Below are 18,498 nucleotides of genomic sequence, written 5' to 3'. Positions count from 1 at the left end.
AGCAGCTGCGCATAAGAAAGAGAGGACAAGCTTAATGAAACTCGACCAAAAATATTCCGGTAATGTCTTTATCCTGAGCTCGGACAATTACGAGAACTCCAAAGCTGTTATCTACGGCATGCCGATGGACTTTACCGTTAGCTTCCGTCCAGGCTCGCGCTTCGGTCCTCCTCGTATACGCGAGGTATCAATCGGGCTTGAAGAGTATAGCCCTTACCTCGATCGCAGTCTGGAGGACATCGAATATTTTGATGCCGGCGACCTGCTGCTTCCATTTGGAAACGCGGCACGCAGTCTCGAAATCATCGGTGAATTCGTGCGCGGTGTGTTAGACGACGGCAAAGTTCCGGTTGGACTCGGCGGCGAGCATCTCGTTTCGTGGCCAATCTTCCAAGAAGTTTATAAAAAATATCCGGATCTTGCGATTATTCACTTCGATGCTCATGCCGATCTTCGTGAGTCATATGAAGGCGAACCATTGTCTCACTCGACGCCGCTGCGTAAAGCGGCAGGCTTAATGGGTCCTCAGAACATTTATCAATTCGGTATTCGTTCAGGATCTCGTGAGGAATGGCAATATGCGAAAGAGAACATAAACTTCCATCCTTTTGAAGTGCTTGAGCCTTTGAAAAAGGTGCTTCCTGAGCTAGAAGGTCGTCCAGTTTACTTGACGATCGATATTGATGTGCTCGATCCTTCCGCGGCACCTGGCACAGGTACAGCAGAAGCGGGCGGCATTACTTCGAAGGAGCTTATTGATGCGGTTCACGCCATTGCGCGTTCCGGTGTTAACGTAGTAGGCTTCGATTTAGTTGAGGTAGCGCCAGCATACGACCCGACAGAGCAAACACAAATCGTTGCAGCGAAGGTTATTCGCGAGATGCTGCTAGGCTTCTTGAAGTAAATTTTTCAGATCGAAATATACGAAGAGTTTGACCTAGCGAAGATGCTGGGGTCAGGCTCTTTTTTTATATTTCGGTTATACAGCTAGGGTTACAAATACAGGGTTGTCCCAAAAGGTCTAATATGACCATAGGGACAGCCCTATTTGGGTATAATAGAGTGAAATGCTTTTTGAATGATTTGCAACAAGGAGGATCAATGAATGCGGATCTACTCATTTCCACCAGTAATTGATGAGAGAGCACGTGTACTTATTTTGGGAACCGCACCGAGCGTGAAGTCATTAGAGCATAAACAGTTTTACGGGCATCCGCAAAATTTTATGTGGCCTATTATATATCGTTTGTTCGCGGAGTCAGATCCTGATCCTATTTACGAGAATCGGCTTGCTTTCTTGAAGGAGCAACGACTGGCGTTGTGGGATGTCATCGAATCCTGCGAGCGAGAAGGCAGTCTGGATGTGAAAATAAAGGCGGAGATTCCTCAGAAGCTGCCGGAGTTAATCGCGAAATATCCGCAGCTGCGATGCTTTGCTTTTAACGGCAGCAAAGCCTATGACACCTTTCAGAAGTTTTACAAAGGGCATGAAAGCTTTCGTGATGTGACATTATTCAAGCTCCCTTCCTCCAGCCCAATACCGACTCCTCGCATGCGAACGCTGGAGGATCGGGTAGAGGCTTGGCGTGTGATTGTGCCTTATGCTTCAATTTAACTATCTATCATCGTTGAAATTCAGATGCTACCTGTATATAGTAGTTACATAAGATTACGATTAGACTGATAACAGGAGTAAGGTTATGGAAGAAAGCAGGAAGGTTCAAATCATACTGGAAAGCGTGCAGGATGGGAGCTCGCTTACTCATTCCTATTCGGGCGAATGGTTTCGCAAGGAGCGTTCGATCTTTATACGATACACGGAGCAGGCTGTAGAAGGTGATACGAAGGCCGGTGAGGTGCGCACAATCATTCGTTACCGGCCAGAGGAGTTATCTATTGTACGGCGGGGAGCGATTGAGTCGGAGCAGCTGTTCGCGCCAGGACAGCAGCGAGAAGGCCATTACCGCTCGTCAGCGACATCATTTCCGCTCGTGACAGATACGTCAACGCTTTCGTTGCAAGCTTCTAATGAAGCTGCAGCAGCTACAGAAGCTACAGCGGTTCAATTGCCGTCCAAGCTGCCCTTCACTCTGGAGTGGCAGTATGAAATGCTAGTAAGTGATCAATTATCGGGCCGATTTCATATACGGCTCCATATACAGGAGGAAATAAATTAATGAACGCCAATGTACTCGATACCATGTATGAGAAGGTTAGATCAGCCATTGCCGATGCAGTTGTTTCGGCCGGTCTTGCTGCGCAAGAAGAGCTCCCAGCTATTGTGCTGGAGGTGCCGAAGGATAAGTCACACGGCGACCTCGCAACCAATGCGGCAATGCAGCTTACGAAGATCGCTAAGCGTAACCCGCGTCAAATCGCGGAAGCCATTATCGCTAACTTGGATAATAAGAAAGCATCCATTCAATCTGCTGAAATTGCAGGACCTGGATTTATTAACTTTAAGCTGGACAAAAGCTACCTCTATCCTGTTGTAGGCGAGGCTATTCAAGCGGGAGAAAACTACGGTAGAACCACTGCTGGCAATGGAAAGAGCGTACAGGTAGAGTATGTAAGCGCAAATCCTACAGGCAGTCTTCATCTTGGTCACGCGCGCGGTGCTGCGGTAGGTGATGCTCTGTGTAATGTGCTGGATTATGCAGGCTACCAGGTGACGCGGGAATATTACATTAATGATGCCGGTAAGCAGGTAGAAAATCTTGCGGTATCCATTGAGGCGCGGTATCGTCAAGCGCTCGGACAAGAAGCGGAAATGCCAGCGGATGGTTATTACGGCGAGGATATAATTGGTTTCGCGAAGCTGCTTGTTGAGCAAGAGGGAGATAAGCTGCTTGAACTGCCCGATCAGGAGCGATTCACGTTTTTCCGTCAATACGGCTTGGAGCGGGAGCTAGACAAAATCAAGCGTGATTTAGGGCGATTCCGTGCCCCTTTTGACGTTTGGTACAGTGAAACCTCACTCTATGAGAGCGGCTTAGTAGAACAGGGCCTTGATGCGCTCAAAGCTACAGGTCATGTCTACGAGGAGGAAGGGGCAACCTGGCTGTCCACGATGACTTTCGGTGATGACAAAAACCGCGTACTGGTGAAAAATGACGGATCATATACTTATTTGACGCCGGACATCGCTTATCATCGGGATAAGTACAGCCGCGGATTTGATCAAATGATCAATATTTGGGGAGCGGATCACCACGGCTATATTCCGCGTGTGAAGGCGGCAATGGCTGCGCTTGGCAACGATCCTGCAAAGCTCACGGTTCTAATTGCCCAGATGGTCAGCTTGTTCCAAAACGGCGAGAAAATGAAAATGTCGAAACGTACAGGTAAAGCAGTAACTATGCAGGATTTGATGGATGAAGTAGGAGTCGATGCGATTCGTTATTTCTTCACGATGCGCAGCATGGATTCTCATCTTGACTTTGATATGGATTTGGCTATCTCAACATCTAATGAAAACCCGGTATTTTATGTGCAGTACGCGCATGCTCGTATTTGCAGCATATTCAGACAGGCAGAAGAGCAAGGAGTCGTGCTGGATTCATTGGATAAGATTGATTTCAGCAAGCTCAGCGCGGAAGCCGAGTTTGATATTTTGCGTAAAGTAGGAGAGCTGCCGCAAGAAATTTCCGAAGCTGCTGCTCAATATGCGCCGCATCGACTTATTCGCTATCTATATGAGCTGGCTTCGCAGTTCCACAGCTACTACAGAGCGGAACGCGTCATTACAGAAGATGCTGAACAGACACAGGCTCGCCTTGCGTTGCTTACTGCTGTTCGTATATCCCTTGCCAATGTATTGCGTCTGGTGGGAGTATCCGCTCCTGAGCGCATGTAAGCTTCTTATACAATGAAAACAAGCCGAGGGTTTAAAGTTTACCCACGGCTTGCAGCATACGCATCACGTCAAGCTCACCGATTATTCGGCGGGCTTTGTTGCCTCTAAGCGGCTGAACCGATCGCTTAATAATTGATTTTATTTCAGCAGGAGAAAGGCCAGGCTTCTCAGCAAGCATAAGTGCAATCGCTCCGCTAACATGCGAGGTTGCCATTGAGGTACCACTCATCTCATGATATTTGCCTTTAAGCCACGCGGATGTGATTTTGTCACCGGGCGCGTATACATCAATAAATGTGCCGCGATTGCTAAAAGGCGCCACGCGCCGAAGCCTCGTTGTGGCACCAACTGATATCGTTTGCGGATAACGCGCAGGATAATCAACCGAACGTCGTTTTCCGTCGTTTCCTGAGGACGCTACGATAATGATGCCGGCATTATGCGCATTTACCACGGCGCCTAGCAGCGCTTTGCTTTTAGTACGCATACCGAAGCTCATATTAATGACATTTATTTGGTTCCGTATACACCATTCGATGCCAAGAATAATGTCAGAGACATAAGCGCTTCCGTTCTGATCGAATGCTTTGATCGGTGAGATGATTGCGCGAGGAGCGACACCAATCATTCCTTGAAGCTGGTTAGCGGCAGCAATTGTGCCAGCAATATGTGTTCCATGTCCATTGTCGTCATACGGATAAATACTGCGATTGAGCAAATTAATTCCGCGGGACAGTGAGTAGCGCAAATCGGGATGACTAAAATCGACACCGGTGTCAATAACGCCGACTTTTATGCGATGGCCAGTTGTAGTGCTCCAAGCTAGTGGTGCCTTAATCTGATTGACACCCCAAGGAATTCCTTTTTCTACTGTTATTGATTTCTGCGTAGAGGCATTCACACTAATTTGGCAATCCTTCTCAAACGATATGCTATCAGAGAATTGCTCGAGTGTTTCCTTGTTCGGCAGCCAGCAAGAAATGCCTTGAATAATCGGTATCTTCCTAATGTTCTTTAAAGGTGATGACGAAGGGACTTCTGACAGTTGCTTTAGGAAGCGTCGGTAGTCGCTCACATGCTGAAAGCGAATAATACGCTTTATTCTCGCTGTGTCCGTACCAGCCATCGTATCCTGCAATAAGCGGATAAAAGCGGTGGTGTCCAATTTTGGCTTCCCCTCCCGACGGACGATGCTGAACTATTGTATGATTGTGTGACTTCGACTGCATGAGCAACTTGCCTTTTTTCATATAATTAGGCATAAATCCGTGTCAAAAATGAATACTGGACATAGTATGAACAAAGAGTTCTCAGGGGCTCTTACGTCCAATATTCGAAACATTGTTTGGCGGCCGGTTGGATACAGTCAAGGCGGAGGGATATTCCTTTCGCTTTTTGCATTTTAGTCCAAGCATTGAGGTGGGTTCGAGGTCCGCTTGCTTTTTTGCAAGAAATAGGTTTTACTATACTTTGACTAACGTAAACGGCTATATAAATAGATTGGTAAGAGAGGATGTGTCCATATGAGCAGCAGCAATTTTGCTTTGAAGCTGGATCCTGAACGTATTAAGGAAATGCCTATGGTCGATTTGGCCTTTGAGGTGCTGAAAGCGGCTAATACGCCTTATTATTATCGCGATCTAATGATGGAGATCGCTAAGATACGCGGTCTTTCCGCAGACGGAATCAATCAATTTATCGCCCAGGTGTATACGGAGATCAACATTGATGGCCGATTTGCATGCATGGGCAGTAACATGTGGGGACTTAAGCGCTGGTATCCAGTAGAGCGTTCCGAGGATCCTGTTGGAAATGCGAAGCGCACTCGCATCATTAATGATGATGATGATTTAGATGATGATGATGGTCTGGACGAGGAAGAGGATACTTACGCAGCAGAAGAAGACTACGATGTATTCGACGAAGATCGTGAAGAGTTTGAAGAAGCGGAAGCTGAAGAGGAAGTTGATGAAGAAGTCGGTATTGATGATGATGAAATTGACGAGGAAGAAGTCGATGGTGATCTGTCGTCAGTGGACGATGATGATTCGGATAACGACGATGATTTTGATGACGAAGATGACGATGATGATGACAAGTAATTGTTAGAATAGGGATGAATAGCCATTCATTCCACTCTATCCATATGTTGGTCTAATCTGTAATCTTGAAGAGAGCCGTGAGCTCACAAGGCTGCATAAGCACTTTGATCTTGCGTACTAACAATGTCATGCCCAGTTTAGCTTGACAGGTCCTATATGGGCAGAGTAAACTATCTCATGGGCTTAAGAATCGGTTAACAAATAACGCATACAAGCGTAAACGGCTAGCGCCGTACTTTGGCAGCAAAGACTCGTTACGCGCTTAAATATAAGAAGAGTATAAGTTTCAAACTTATACTTTCTTATATTTTTATATATGCCAAACGTAAAAAGTGCCCCGTAGCTACGGGTGTCACTTTTTTTGTTTGTGAGGGATAGATCTGTAGGATATATTCCCACAAACTGGATGGGTGTGCAGAGCATATCTGCATCCATGTTTATCGAGTAAATGGGCAAACCTAAATATTAACTATAAGGGCTTGGAGGGTATCATCACAGTGACCAAATATATATTTGTAACCGGCGGCGTAGTGTCGTCCTTGGGCAAGGGGATTACAGCTGCCTCGCTCGGAAGATTGCTTAAGAACAGGGGTCTCAAAGTAACGATTCAAAAATTTGATCCATACATTAACGTGGACCCGGGAACGATGAGTCCATACCAGCACGGCGAAGTGTTTGTTACAGATGACGGAGCGGAAACGGATTTGGATCTTGGTCACTATGAGCGATTCATCGACATTAACCTTTCGAAGAATAACAATGTGACGTCAGGCAAGATTTATTCTAACGTCATTACGAAAGAACGTCGGGGTGATTATCTTGGAGGTACAGTCCAAGTCATTCCGCATATTACAAACGAAATTAAAGAGCGTGTATACCGCGCTGGCAAAGAGGCGGGTTCCGATGTAGTTATTACAGAAATCGGAGGCACTGTCGGCGATATCGAGAGTTTGCCGTTTCTAGAAGCGATTCGCCAAATTAAAAGCGATATCGGTCGTGATAATGTTATGTACATTCACGTTACGCTTATTCCTTATATTAAAGCTGCCGGTGAAGTGAAGACAAAGCCGACACAGCACAGTGTTAAGGAATTACGCAGCATTGGTATTCAACCGAATGTAATCGTTTGTCGTACAGAGCATCCTCTTGCTGATGATTTGAAACGGAAGATTGGTTTATTTTGTGATATCGATGCAAATGCGGTTGTGGAATGCCGTGATGCTTCAACGTTATATGAAGTACCATTAATGCTTCGTGAAGAAGGGCTTGACGAAATCGTAGTTAATCATTTGAAGCTTACTACAGAACAGCCTGATATGCGTGAATGGGAAGCGTTGGTTCAACGAGTTAAGTCGCTTCATAAAACGACTGAAATCGCGATTGTTGGTAAATATGTTGCGCTGCATGATGCATACCTTAGTATTGTTGAATCTCTTGAGCATGCCGGCATAGCTGCTGATTCGGTAGTTAAAATACGCTGGGTTCATGCAGAGGAACTAACGGATGACAACATTGCGGATCAACTTCAGGGCGTTCACGGTATTCTTGTACCGGGCGGATTTGGTGATCGTGGTATTGAAGGTAAGATTACAGCAATTAAATACGCTCGAGAGCAAAATATTCCTTTCTTCGGTATTTGCCTAGGTATGCAGGTTGCTGTTATTGAATATGCGCGTAATGTAGTAGGACTGGACAACGCGAACAGCTCGGAAATTAATCCGTCAACAGCGTACCCGGTTATCGATCTTTTGCCGGATCAGAAGGATGTTGAAGATATGGGGGGCACGATGCGCCTCGGACTATATCCTTGTAAGTTGACTCCTGGTTCTTTGGCTGAGAGAGAATATAAGGATGAGCTTGTGTATGAACGCCATCGTCATCGGTATGAGTTTAATAATGAGTACCGTGAAGTAATTGAGTCTGCCGGCTTGAAAATATCAGGTACTTCACCAGATGGACGTTTAGTCGAAATGGTAGAAATGCCTAATCACCCATGGTTCCTGGCAGTGCAATTCCATCCGGAATTCACATCCAGACCAAATCGTCCGCAGCCTTTGTTCCGCGGATTTGTCGAAGCTTCGCTTAGCTATTCTGCAAAGTAATCAATAACTTGTGCCTATGGCATATTCTTTAACAAATTCCGATAACTTTTTCCAATTGCCAGCAGGATAATATATTTAGTTTATCGAATATATTAACTATTATGGAAGGGCTGGCCAATTTTGTTGGCGTGGCTCAGTCGCAGGGGGTAAATGGAGTTGGAGAAGAAGAAAGTATTGATTGTCGATGATCAGAACGGTATTCGTGTATTGCTGATGGAAGTTTTCAGTAGCGAAGGCTACGACACGTTTCAAGCGTCTAATGGCAAGCTTGCTTTGGAAATCGTTAAGCACGATGCTCCTGACCTCCTATTGCTGGACATGAAAATTCCGGGTATGGACGGCTTGGAAATTTTGAAGCATGTGAAAGCGATCGACCGAAACATTAAAGTCATCATGATGACGGCATATGGTGAATTAGATATGATTAAGGAAGCTACCGACCTCGGTGCGCTAATGCATTTCACAAAGCCATTTGATATCGATGAGATGAGAATTGCTGTGAATATGCAGCTGCAAGGCGGTAATTCTGCTAGCAGATTTGCTATTGGCTCCTAAGTTTTGCGTACAAATGGCATCGTCACTTGCTTATAGAGACGGTGCTGTTTTTATTTGAGAAGCTAAGGGCCAGCAATCTAATTGCTGTAGAGTTGTCTTATATGCTAATCTTCAATCCTAGCAGTACAACAGTATAACAGTAAAACAAGCTTTACTTTTTCAACGTACGATATGTTATAATAGCTCAGAATGATATTTGGGCTTGGTGATCCAAAGATAATATATAGGAGGAACGACTGCTATGTCGTTGGTTTCTATGATTGATGGTGAGCTGGGCACAACTGGTGGAATTTTGAGGATGACCTTGACGTTGATGAAGCTGATGCTGTAAAGGCTAAACCAGACGAAGCTGTTCGTATGTTGATCTAAGCCAGCGCAGGCGAAATTAACGTTAACAATGTGAACCAAGCAGCTTGTACGACGGCAATTCACGAAGCTCTTGCTGCTAATGGCGAGATTTTTGACCCGCGCAAATATTCGACACCTGCTTGCAATGCGAGGAAGGGTGTTATACAAGAAAAAATCCGCTTGTTCGGAAGCAACAACCAAGCGTAACAACAGGAGCAAGGGATAACAAACCGCCTTATAGCATAGTGTGTAAACGGCGTATGCCGATTATACTTGATATGGCGGTTTTTCCTTTATTCTCTTCCAATCCACGGGAGGATCACTAATTAGATGGAAAAATTGATGATACGCGGCGGACGGCCGCTGAATGGAACCGTTCAAATTAGCGGTGCAAAGAACAGTGCGGTTGCTCTTGTACCGGCAGCAATATTGGCAGAGTCAGAAGTAATTTTAGATAATTTACCTATGATTAGCGATGTAGCTATTTACAGTGAGATTTTGCAAGAGCTTGGAGCTGTCGTGAAGCGAGATGGCGATATGATGCGCATTGATCCTTCTGGGCTCTGCTCAAAGCCGATGCCTAATGGAAAAGTAAAGCTGCTGCGCGCATCATATTATTTGATGGGTGCTATGCTTGGAAGATTCGGAGAAGCGACCATTGGGCTGCCAGGAGGCTGCAACTTCGAGCCAAGACCAATTGATCAGCATATTAAAGGGTTTGAAGCATTGGGTGCTACTGTTACTAATGAACATGGCTCGATGAAAATTTCCGCTAAACAACTGCGCGGTGCGAAGATTTATCTCGACGTCTCCAGCGTGGGAGCAACGATAAACATTATGCTTGCCGCCTCACGGGCTCAAGGGTTAACCATTATTGAAAACGCGGCAAAAGAGCCTGAAATTATAGATGTAGCTACTCTCCTAAATGCCATGGGCGCAAAAATTAAAGGCGCCGGAACTGAAACGATTCGAATTGAAGGAGTCGATCGGTTACACGGTTGCCGTCATTCCATTATTCCCGATCGAATTCAAGCAGGTACTTATATGATTGCAGCCGCGGCGACACGCGGTAATGTTCTTATTGATAACGTGATTCCGAAACATCTTGAAGCAATGACTGCTAAGCTTATTGAAATGGGTATAGAGGTCATTGAGATGGATGAATCGATTCGGATTATCGGTGGTCCCGATTATTCATCTATTGATGTGAAAGCATTGGTCTATCCTGGATTGCCTACGGATTTACAATCTCCAATGACAAGCTTACTTACCCAAGCGAATGGTGTTAGTATTCTGACTGATTATGTGTATGGTACTCGATTTAAGCATGTGCCAGAGCTAGCTCGGATGGGTGCTAATATTCGTGTTGAAGGGCGTTCTGCAATCATTGAAGGTGGCAAACTGAATGCCGCTAAGGTGAAAGCTGCAGATTTACGTGCAGGAGCAGCGCTTGTGGTAGCAGCGTTAACGGTAGAGGAAGGCGTTACTGAAATATCGAATGTTGAGTATATTGACAGAGGTTATGATAACTTAGTTGAGAATTTATGCATGTTAGGCGCAGAAGTTTGGCGAGAAACAGATTCTAGTCAATAAGACAAACGAGGATGACGCCACCTAGGAATAGATGGCGTTTAATTCGGCAATGATGGATAATCAATTGTTTGGTTTTTACTATGACAAACAATCTATTAATGAAAACTGAATAAAGTGGTGAGAATATGACAGACCTTCAGATCGCGGATCTAGAAGAGTTGAAGTTGACCGATTTATACAAGTTAGCGAAGCAGTTCCAAATCGCTTACTACGGTACACTGAAGAAGAAAGAATTAATATTCGCAATACTTCGCGCGCAAGCGGAGAAGAGCGGTCTTATGTTTATGGAAGGCGTGCTTGATATTTTACCCGAAGGTTTTGGATTTTTGCGGCCTATTAACTATTTGCCAAGCAAAGAAGACATTTACATTTCGGCTTCTCAAATTCGCAGATTCGATTTGCGCAGCGGAGACCTAGTATCAGGTAAATGCCGTCCTCCTAAAGAAAATGAACGTTATTTTGGATTGCTGCAAGTTAATGCTGTCAATGGTGAAAACCCGGATACGGCCTCAGAAAGACTCCATTTTCCTGCCCTTACTCCTCTCTATCCAGATAAGAAACTAGTGCTTGAAACGACGAAGTCGAAGCTTTCGACTCGTATGATGGATTTGCTCGCGCCTGTAGGCCTTGGTCAACGGGGGTTGATCGTCGCGCCGCCAAAAACGGGTAAAACTCTTCTGCTCAAAGAAATTGCACATAGTATAGCTGAGAATCGTCCTGATATTAAGCTATTTGTATTGCTTATTGATGAACGGCCGGAGGAAGTAACGGATATGCAGCGCTCGGTTAAGGGTGAGGTTATTTCGTCTACCTTTGATGAGCTACCTGAAAATCATATTAAAGTAACCGAACTCGTGTTAGAGAGGGCGCTTCGTCTTGTCGAGCATAAGAAGGACGTCGTTATCTTGATGGATAGCATAACTCGTCTCGCTCGGGCCTATAACTTGGTTATCCCGCCCTCAGGAAGAACACTTAGCGGCGGTATCGATCCCGCGGCATTCCATCGTCCGAAGCGGTTTTTTGGCTCCGCTCGCAATATCGAAGAAGGCGGCAGCTTAACAATATTGGCAACCGCATTAATTGAGACCGGATCTCGTATGGATGATATTATTTATGAAGAATTTAAAGGTACAGGAAATATGGAGCTTCACCTGGATCGGAAGCTTTCGGAACGACGCATTTTCCCTGCGCTCGACTTGCGCAGATCAGGGACGCGTCGCGAAGAGATGCTGCTGACTAAGGAAGAGCTGGATAAAGTATGGGCTATTCGTAGAGGAATGACCGATTCGCCAGATTATGTCGATAATTTCTTGAAAAAGATGGCTGATAGCGACAATAATGAACAGTTCCTTATGTCACTGGATACTTCAGTTCCAATTAAGCCGGAGCGGTCCGGCATCAAATCAAACAATACAAACAGTCCGACGACTAACCGGCGTCCAACGCCAAGAACGACGCACGGATCGTAAGACCGCAGGAAGGAGAACAACATGAATCTCGTATATGCGGATGAACAAGGAAATGTATTTGATCACCCCGATTTTGTTGCTTTAGCACGAAGCGGTGATATGATCGTTGAAATTATGGAGGATGAATTGATTCCTCTGCCGCACGGAGCTACCCTCGTCAGCTTGCCGTTCACAAGACCAATTGGACTGAATCCAGATACTGGCGAGATGCAAGTATTGCCAGGAGGAGCACAGGCGGTGGGTGCATTAATGCCTCAGGGGTATACTCGCCTTTGTCTGCCTGGTTATGTCAAAGCGGATAAGAATGAGAAGCTGCCGTTGTTCGGCTATACCGCTGTCGTATGGAAAGACGGTAATTTTTATGTAACTGCAGAACAAACGGATGATCCAGAGAGATGGGATCCACTTAACTGTGATCGCGGAGAGTTGGGGATTCAGGTTGAACGGATACTCGCGAAGTACCCGGACAATCGTTTGTACAAGCATTTATCGAACTGTGCGTTAGGTTATGAATGCTTAACTTCGTCTAATACCTTCTTGGGTCGCTGGGAGGGCGGAGTGCCGGTATCTTACTCCTGTAATGCAGGCTGTTTCGGATGTATATCCGAGCAACCGGATGACAGCGGCTTCGTCGCTCCTCAGACAAGGATGAACTTTAAGCCGACTGTTGATGAAATCGTCGAGATTATGATGGAGCATTTGCGTGAGCCAGAGTCGATTATAAGCTTTGGACAAGGCTGTGAAGGTGAACCGTCAACACAAGCGAAAATTATTGTTGAAGCGATGCGCCGTGTACGCAGTCAAACATCTCTCGGTTATATCAACATTAACACCAATGCCGGGTTAACTGACTTTATGCGGGCTATTGTCGATGCAGGTCTCAACCTCATGCGGGTTAGTACAATAAGCGCGCTTGATGATCACTACAATGCCTATTACAAACCTCGGGGATATAACCTGCAAAATGTGGAGAAGTCACTTAGGTATGCTACGGACAAAGGAGTCTATACATCGATTAATTATTTGATATTCCCGGGTGTTACGGACCGTGAGGAAGAGATCGAAGCCATGATTGGTTTTGTTAAACGTACGGGTCTGAAGCTTATCCAAATGCGGAATCTCAATATTGATCCTGAGAGTTACCTAGCTATTATCCCTAAGGCACAGGGAGAAATTTATGGAATGAAGCAAATGCTGGAAATATTCCGTGAAGAGCTTCCTGATGTTGTCATAGGTTCCTATACGCATGTTCCGCCTGCGGCGCAGTTTAAATAGATCGCCATATAGGAGATAATAATTGTTAATATTCGTATATGAGTGATTATTCATTGCAACGTTAAATCGGTTCATGCTATAATCCAAGTTGTATGATTTAACTCTGGGACCGCATGTGACTCAGGGCAAAAGGAGGAAAACGAGATGAAACAAGGAATTCATCCGACATACCACGTCATTACAGCTACTTGCGCTTGTGGCAATACTTTCGAGACAGGTTCGATTAAATCGAGTCTTCGCGTAGAGGTTTGCTCCCAATGTCACCCATTCTACACGGGTAAGCAAAAGTTCCTGGATGCCGGCGGCCGCGTCGATCGTTTCAAGAAGAAATACGGTATCTAATACTACAAATCGTTCCGCCTTTATTTGGCAGAATACAAGAACCTCCCTCAGCCATCCTATTGGATAGAAGGGAGGTTTTTTTGTTGCTTAATAAACAAGCCGTTTCTTATAAAAGTCGTAGGTGGGTTTGGCTTTCAATATCAATGATATGCTTGTTTGGACTGATTATTGGCGGTTGTGGCAATCAATCATCCATGAAGTCAAAGTCGTACCGCAATGACGGCTACATGGGCTATTCCAATAGCAATCCAAACTTGCCGAATCGAAATTCAACGCAGAATTACAATACGGATAGCCATTTTATCGAGCAGGTTCTTAAGCCAATTGATGGAATTGAGCATTCCCAAATTATATTTAACGGAACTGATTTGCATGTCAATTTGAAAGTGAAAAAAAACTTATCCGATACAGAGATGAAGCAGCTTCAATCAAAGGCTCAGTCCGTCGTGCAATACAATATGCCGCGTTATAATGTACATGTAGAAACGACAAAATAAGTGACTTTCAAATATTTTCATATCGATACACGAGTTGCGCTTTAGTTCAGAATCGGCTATACTTATTTTTGCCGTGCTAGACGGGGAGGTAGCGGTGCCCTGTAACTCGCAATCCGCTGTAGCGAGGTTGAATTCCTGTTTTAGGTTATGCTGATGTGGGGTCTTGGCACTTGCGAGCAGTGTTGACAGTTGGGTCCTCCGCAATGAACGTTTGTGAACGGGTCAGGTCCGGAAGGAAGCAGCCATAAGCAAATTAGTTCATGTGCCGGAGGAGTGCCTGACTCGAGCTGTAGTGCAAGGATGTCGCCTGGGTCGCATTTATCAAGGACAGGTGCACGGTACAATCTATATTTCGTTTTTGATAAAATGAATAACACTAAGCATCACCTGTGGTCGCTGTTCGATTTTTTAGTCGGAAATAGCGGATGCAGGTGTTTTTGTTTGCAATTTTATAGCATTATGCAAAAAGTCAGGCAAAAGAAAGTTTTGCTTGCCACACAGTTGTTGTATAATAGGTGAATCAAAAGTTATTTATTTTACATTCAATCAGCAAGCCGAAAGGAAAGGTCCGCGTGTCACATATCGCTTTATATCGAGCCTGGCGTCCGCAGACGTTTCAGGATATGGTTGGTCAACAGCATATTATCCAAACGCTGCAAAACGCAATTCGCGAACAGCGCGTGTCGCACGCTTATTTATTTAATGGGCCGCGAGGTACCGGCAAGACGAGCGCAGCGAAAATCTTAGCGAAAGCGGTTAACTGCGAACGCGGTCCGGCTACCGAGCCCTGCAATGAATGCGATGCTTGTCGAGGCATTACTGCAGGACAGATTATGGATGTTATAGAAATCGATGCCGCATCTAATCGCGGTATTGATGAGATTCGAGACATTCGTGATAAAGTCAGATACGCGCCTTCTGAAGTACGGTTCAAGGTTTATATTATAGATGAGGTACATATGCTTACGGCTGAGGCTTTTAATGCCTTGCTCAAGACATTGGAGGAGCCACCGGGGCATGTTATTTTCATCTTAGCAACAACTGAACCACATAAGCTGCCTGCGACTATTATTTCACGCTGTCAGCGCTTTGACTTTCGCCAAGTTTCTCTCGAGGAACAAACTGCGCAGTTGCTAAAGATTTGCAAAGAAGAAGGTATTTATGCCGAAGAGGATGCTATTGCATACATTGCAAGGCTCTCGGAAGGCGGAATGCGTGATGCGATCAGCTTGCTTGAGCAGGTCTCTTCATTTGCAGGTAATAGCATTACGCTTGATGCTGCTGTTGATGTTACTGGTGGTATGGCTGCAGATCATTTTTATGATCTTGCTGACGCCGTCAAGGATCGCAGCGTCGCGGCAGTTATGCCTCTAGTGGAAAGCCTCATGCAAGCGGGCAAAAGCGCAGATAAACTAATGGAAAACTTAATTTACTATTTCCGTGATCTGCTTGTATTGAAGCTAGCTCCTCTAGGCGGTGCAGTAACTGAGCGAGTTGTTGATCTCGATCGCTTTAGGACGATGGCTGAGGCATTTAGCTCACAAAGACTATTCGCGATGATCGATACTCTCAACCGCTATCAAGTAGAGCTGAAGCATGCCTCACAGCCTCAGACATTATTTGAGGTTGCACTGATGAAGCTTTGTACTCTTGGAGATGGCGAGGCTAGTAGTGGGAGCTCTTCAGATCCAGGCGGAGGAGCTTCCTCTTCAGGGTCAAGCGGTGCTTCGTCAGCGGAATTAAATCGGCTTCGTCAGCAGGTCGAGATGCTTGAGAAAAAGCTTGAACAGGCGATGCAGGCTGGGATAGCCGCTGTCGATGGTGCTGCAGCAGCCAAGCAGCCTGCAGCTAATACGCGCAGCACCAGTACAATTCGCAGCTCATTTGGTGGAAGCTCAAGTGGAATTTCGAGGTCAACAGTTAAGCTTGATGCTTATTCTGCGGCAGCAGGAAGTACTGATTCGAATCAAGCGCGTATGAAATGGAGCGAAGTGCTTCAACGCGTGAAAGATGCTAAAATAACTGTTCATGCATGGTTGGTGGATGGTGAGCCGGTTTCCGCAATAGATGATGCCATACTTGTTGCATTTAAGAACACGATGCATCGCGAAACTACTGAGAAGCAGGCCAACAGAGATATTATTGAGAAGGTCATACAAGATGTTCTCGGCAAGCCGCTTCGGCTTGTTACTGTGATGCTCAAGGATTGGCAAGCAGCTATAGAAGGTGCTGGCGCTCGCAAGAGTGAAACACTGGAGCTTGAGCCTGAATCTGTTGATGCGCCCTCCTTGCAGGAGAAGCGTCCGGTCTGGGTAGAAGAAGCTGTGAAGCTTTTTGGGGAAGACTTAGTGGTTGTGAAGGATAACGAATAAATTCTAATGATGAGGTGATTTTCAATGAATAACATGAACCAAATGATGAAGCAAGTGAAGAAAATGCAAGATCAAATGATGAAAGCACAAGAAGAGCTAGAAACAAAAGAAGTTGAAGGCACAGCTGGCGGAGGCGTAGTAACGGTTAGGGCTAACGGCCATAAGAAACTGCTTAACATCACGATTAAACCCGAAGCTGTAGATCCAGAAGATGTAGAAATGCTGCAGGATCTTGTACTTACCGCTGTTAACGATGCTCTTGCTAAAGTAGATGAGCTTGCGAACAAAGATATGGGTAAATTCACTGGCGGAATGAAGATTCCAGGATTGTTCTAAAAGGCGTTTATTCGCCTGTGTTTGAAAGGAGCTGCACCTTGTTTGTATTATCCCGAACCGATAGCTAAGCTAGTTGACGCTTTTACACGTTTGCCGGGCATTGGACCAAAAACAGCTGCTCGTCTAGCGTTTCATGTGCTTCGAATGAAGGAAGATGACGTTATCGACTTTGCGAAAGCATTAGTAAGCGTTAAGCGAAATTTGTTTTATTGCTCGGTTTGCTGCAATATTACCGATACAGATCCATGCAGAATCTGCCAAGACAAATCTCGAGATCACTCTGTTATATGCGTCGTGCAAGAATCCAAGGATCTTGTCGCTATGGAACGGATGAAGGATTTTCAAGGGCAATACCATGTGCTGCAGGGCGCGATATCTCCTATTGAAGGAATCGGACCCGATGAGATTCGTATAGCCGAATTGTTAAGAAGACTAAGCGATGAACGGGTTCAGGAGCTTATTTTAGCTACAAATCCGAATATTGAAGGCGAAGCTACAGCTATGTATCTGTCACGTCTTATTAAACCTTTCGGTATTCGAGTTACTCGGATAGCACACGGGCTACCTGTTGGCGGCGATCTCGAATATGCTGATGAAGTTACACTTTCCAAAGCACTAGAGGGACGAAGAGAATTGAATTAATTGAGTATTCAAAAGCAGACCAGAATTTTTCTGGTCTGCTTTTTTGTATTTGTAATATCGTTAAGGCTGCTCGTAAATAGTATTTGCGGTTCTATTCTTTGGCTCTAGCTTATAAATATATAAGAAAGCTTAGGACAAGCGGGAGGGCTGCATGTGGTAAAACAGAAAAAAATAGATGCATTATACGAGGATGAAAAGATTACACGTCTGAGGATGGAAATTGCTGACGCGCATCAACAGTGGGAGAACGCGAATCGTTTCTTTCAATATGCACTTGGGAAAGATCAGATTGATTTTGCGATTCATGCAATCATTACCGCTGAGAAAAGATATGAGATGCTGCTGCGTTCGGCTAAACTAATGAACATCAATTGGCCATCTTGGAGAGGAGTGTCTGAATGAAAGCGATATGGTTAGCGTTATTTATCGGTTCTTCGGTCATGCTGGCGGCGGTAATCTTGAGAAATAAATTATCATGGGGCTGGTTGCGAGGCTTTACGCTGCATCTCGTATTAGCGGCTGCTATACTGTACTTATTGAATTATTCTGGTATCGTACCTGATATGTATATTCCGCTCAATCCCTTTACTATTGGAACGGTCGTAACACTGGGAGTACCCGGCATAGCCTTAATAGTAGGTCTTCAATGGGTAGTTGTATAGAACTTCTCAAAAAAGATTGTATAAAAAAGTTGACTTGTGCAGATATTATATGCTACATTATAACTCGCCCCAAGAGTAAGTGAAAAAGCTTCAAAAAAAGAAATAAAAAAAACACTTGCATTAAACTGGGCAGCTGTGATATATTATAAAAGTCGCCGATGAGACAAGCGACGACAAACGAAAGAAAAGATTGCTCTTTGAAAACTGAACAACGAGTATTAAACTGCCCTAACGACCCTTATGGATCATTAGAAAAAGCGATAAAAAGTAATGAGCAAGTCAAACACCAATTTGGAGAGTTTGATCCTGGCTCAGGACGAACGCTGGCGGCGTGCCTAATACATGCA

At 45.0% G+C, this 18,498-nt stretch carries 19 protein-coding genes, 1 rRNA gene and 1 other RNA gene; 20 read left to right on the top strand and 1 reads right to left on the bottom strand.

The window, feature by feature from the left end; genetic code table 11:
* The first annotated feature begins 34 nt into the window (after positions 1-34).
* The 4 genes from speB (at position 35) to argS (ending at position 3,856) form a co-directional block, all read left to right on the top strand.
* Positions 35-904: an agmatinase gene (speB, locus tag AC0YN7_RS27490; protein ID WP_475813213.1), complete on the top strand. Its 870-nt coding sequence runs from the start codon at positions 35-37 to the stop codon at positions 902-904.
* Between the two features lie 201 nt (positions 905-1,105).
* A complete protein-coding gene (locus AC0YN7_RS27485) occupies positions 1,106-1,615 on the top strand; it encodes a DNA-deoxyinosine glycosylase (RefSeq protein WP_475813212.1) in 510 nt (169 codons plus the stop codon).
* Positions 1,616-1,700: 85 nt separating this feature from the next.
* The gene (locus tag AC0YN7_RS27480; RefSeq protein ID WP_475813211.1) at positions 1,701-2,177 is read left to right on the top strand and encodes a YwiB family protein; all 477 of its coding nucleotides are present in this window, start codon (positions 1,701-1,703) and stop codon (positions 2,175-2,177) included.
* Positions 2,177-3,856 carry an arginine--tRNA ligase gene (gene argS, locus AC0YN7_RS27475; protein ID WP_475813210.1) on the top strand — a complete coding sequence of 560 codons (1,680 nt, stop codon included), beginning with the start codon at positions 2,177-2,179 and terminating at the stop codon, positions 3,854-3,856. The genes AC0YN7_RS27480 and argS overlap by 1 nt, the downstream gene beginning before the upstream one ends.
* A gap of 31 nt (positions 3,857-3,887) precedes the next feature.
* Here the strand turns inward: argS and AC0YN7_RS27470 are convergent, their stop codons facing one another.
* A complete protein-coding gene (locus tag AC0YN7_RS27470) occupies positions 3,888-5,021 on the bottom strand; it encodes a S8 family peptidase (RefSeq protein WP_475813209.1) in 1,134 nt (377 codons plus the stop codon).
* A gap of 358 nt (positions 5,022-5,379) precedes the next feature.
* On the opposite strand from AC0YN7_RS27470, the gene rpoE reads away from it, so the two are divergent.
* From rpoE to AC0YN7_RS27390, 16 genes are all read left to right on the top strand, one after another.
* Entirely contained in the window at positions 5,380-5,958 is a 579-nt protein-coding gene (rpoE, locus tag AC0YN7_RS27465) for a DNA-directed RNA polymerase subunit delta (protein ID WP_475813208.1), read from the top strand.
* 497 nt (positions 5,959-6,455) lie between these two features.
* Positions 6,456-8,060 carry a CTP synthase gene (locus AC0YN7_RS27460; protein ID WP_475813207.1) on the top strand — a complete coding sequence of 535 codons (1,605 nt, stop codon included), beginning with the start codon at positions 6,456-6,458 and terminating at the stop codon, positions 8,058-8,060.
* Between the two features lie 156 nt (positions 8,061-8,216).
* Positions 8,217-8,615, top strand: a complete 399-nt coding sequence (locus AC0YN7_RS27455; protein WP_475813206.1) for a response regulator — start codon at positions 8,217-8,219, stop codon at positions 8,613-8,615.
* 384 nt (positions 8,616-8,999) lie between these two features.
* Entirely contained in the window at positions 9,000-9,170 is a 171-nt protein-coding gene (locus AC0YN7_RS27450) for a class II fructose-bisphosphate aldolase (RefSeq protein WP_475813255.1), read from the top strand.
* Between the two features lie 123 nt (positions 9,171-9,293).
* Positions 9,294-10,556, top strand: coding sequence for a UDP-N-acetylglucosamine 1-carboxyvinyltransferase (locus AC0YN7_RS27445; protein ID WP_475813205.1), 1,263 nt, complete (start codon positions 9,294-9,296; stop codon positions 10,554-10,556).
* Positions 10,557-10,681: 125 nt separating this feature from the next.
* Complete coding sequence (gene rho, locus AC0YN7_RS27440; protein ID WP_475813204.1) at positions 10,682-12,025, top strand: transcription termination factor Rho; 1,344 nt, start codon at positions 10,682-10,684, stop codon at positions 12,023-12,025.
* A 21-nt stretch (positions 12,026-12,046) separates the two neighbouring features.
* Complete coding sequence (locus AC0YN7_RS27435) at positions 12,047-13,300, top strand: radical SAM family protein (protein WP_475813203.1); 1,254 nt, start codon at positions 12,047-12,049, stop codon at positions 13,298-13,300.
* Between the two features lie 144 nt (positions 13,301-13,444).
* The gene (gene rpmE, locus AC0YN7_RS27430) at positions 13,445-13,642 is read left to right on the top strand and encodes a 50S ribosomal protein L31 (RefSeq protein ID WP_475813202.1); all 198 of its coding nucleotides are present in this window, start codon (positions 13,445-13,447) and stop codon (positions 13,640-13,642) included.
* 83 nt (positions 13,643-13,725) lie between these two features.
* Positions 13,726-14,139 carry a hypothetical protein gene (locus AC0YN7_RS27425; RefSeq protein WP_475813201.1) on the top strand — a complete coding sequence of 138 codons (414 nt, stop codon included), beginning with the start codon at positions 13,726-13,728 and terminating at the stop codon, positions 14,137-14,139.
* 71 nt (positions 14,140-14,210) lie between these two features.
* Positions 14,211-14,478, top strand: an RNA gene (gene ffs / locus AC0YN7_RS27420) — signal recognition particle sRNA large type.
* Between the two features lie 233 nt (positions 14,479-14,711).
* Positions 14,712-16,511, top strand: a complete 1,800-nt coding sequence (gene dnaX, locus AC0YN7_RS27415) for a DNA polymerase III subunit gamma/tau (protein ID WP_475813200.1) — start codon at positions 14,712-14,714, stop codon at positions 16,509-16,511.
* Positions 16,512-16,535: 24 nt separating this feature from the next.
* Positions 16,536-16,847 (top strand): YbaB/EbfC family nucleoid-associated protein, encoded by a 312-nt coding sequence (locus AC0YN7_RS27410; protein WP_475813199.1) that lies wholly within the window; start codon positions 16,536-16,538, stop codon positions 16,845-16,847.
* A gap of 42 nt (positions 16,848-16,889) precedes the next feature.
* The gene (recR, locus tag AC0YN7_RS27405) at positions 16,890-17,489 is read left to right on the top strand and encodes a recombination mediator RecR (protein WP_475813198.1); all 600 of its coding nucleotides are present in this window, start codon (positions 16,890-16,892) and stop codon (positions 17,487-17,489) included.
* Between the two features lie 153 nt (positions 17,490-17,642).
* The gene (locus AC0YN7_RS27400) at positions 17,643-17,891 is read left to right on the top strand and encodes a DUF2508 family protein (protein WP_475813197.1); all 249 of its coding nucleotides are present in this window, start codon (positions 17,643-17,645) and stop codon (positions 17,889-17,891) included.
* A complete protein-coding gene (locus AC0YN7_RS27395; RefSeq protein WP_475813196.1) occupies positions 17,888-18,151 on the top strand; it encodes a pro-sigmaK processing inhibitor BofA family protein in 264 nt (87 codons plus the stop codon). The genes AC0YN7_RS27400 and AC0YN7_RS27395 overlap by 4 nt, the downstream gene beginning before the upstream one ends.
* A 288-nt stretch (positions 18,152-18,439) precedes the next feature.
* Positions 18,440-18,498 (top strand): 16S ribosomal RNA (locus AC0YN7_RS27390); the annotation flags it as partial.

Source organism: Paenibacillus sp. J31R122 (assembly GCF_056269185.1).
This window is presented reverse-complemented; position numbering and strand designations above follow the sequence as displayed.

Excerpts from the sequence above, each read along its gene's own strand:
- AC0YN7_RS27485 (WP_475813212.1), top strand. The coding sequence starts at position 1,106 with ATGCGGATCTACTCATTTCCACCAGTAATTGATGAGAGAGCACGTGTA.
- rpoE (WP_475813208.1), top strand. The coding sequence starts at position 5,380 with ATGAGCAGCAGCAATTTTGCTTTGAAGCTGGATCCTGAACGTATTAAG.
- speB (WP_475813213.1), top strand. The coding sequence starts at position 35 with ATGAAACTCGACCAAAAATATTCCGGTAATGTCTTTATCCTGAGCTCG.
- AC0YN7_RS27480 (WP_475813211.1), top strand. The coding sequence starts at position 1,701 with ATGGAAGAAAGCAGGAAGGTTCAAATCATACTGGAAAGCGTGCAGGAT.
- argS (WP_475813210.1), top strand. The coding sequence starts at position 2,177 with ATGAACGCCAATGTACTCGATACCATGTATGAGAAGGTTAGATCAGCC.
- AC0YN7_RS27435 (WP_475813203.1), top strand. The coding sequence starts at position 12,047 with ATGAATCTCGTATATGCGGATGAACAAGGAAATGTATTTGATCACCCC.
- AC0YN7_RS27410 (WP_475813199.1), top strand. The coding sequence starts at position 16,536 with ATGAATAACATGAACCAAATGATGAAGCAAGTGAAGAAAATGCAAGAT.
- rho (WP_475813204.1), top strand. The coding sequence starts at position 10,682 with ATGACAGACCTTCAGATCGCGGATCTAGAAGAGTTGAAGTTGACCGAT.
- AC0YN7_RS27445 (WP_475813205.1), top strand. The coding sequence starts at position 9,294 with ATGGAAAAATTGATGATACGCGGCGGACGGCCGCTGAATGGAACCGTT.
- AC0YN7_RS27395 (WP_475813196.1), top strand. The coding sequence starts at position 17,888 with ATGAAAGCGATATGGTTAGCGTTATTTATCGGTTCTTCGGTCATGCTG.
- rpmE (WP_475813202.1), top strand. The coding sequence starts at position 13,445 with ATGAAACAAGGAATTCATCCGACATACCACGTCATTACAGCTACTTGC.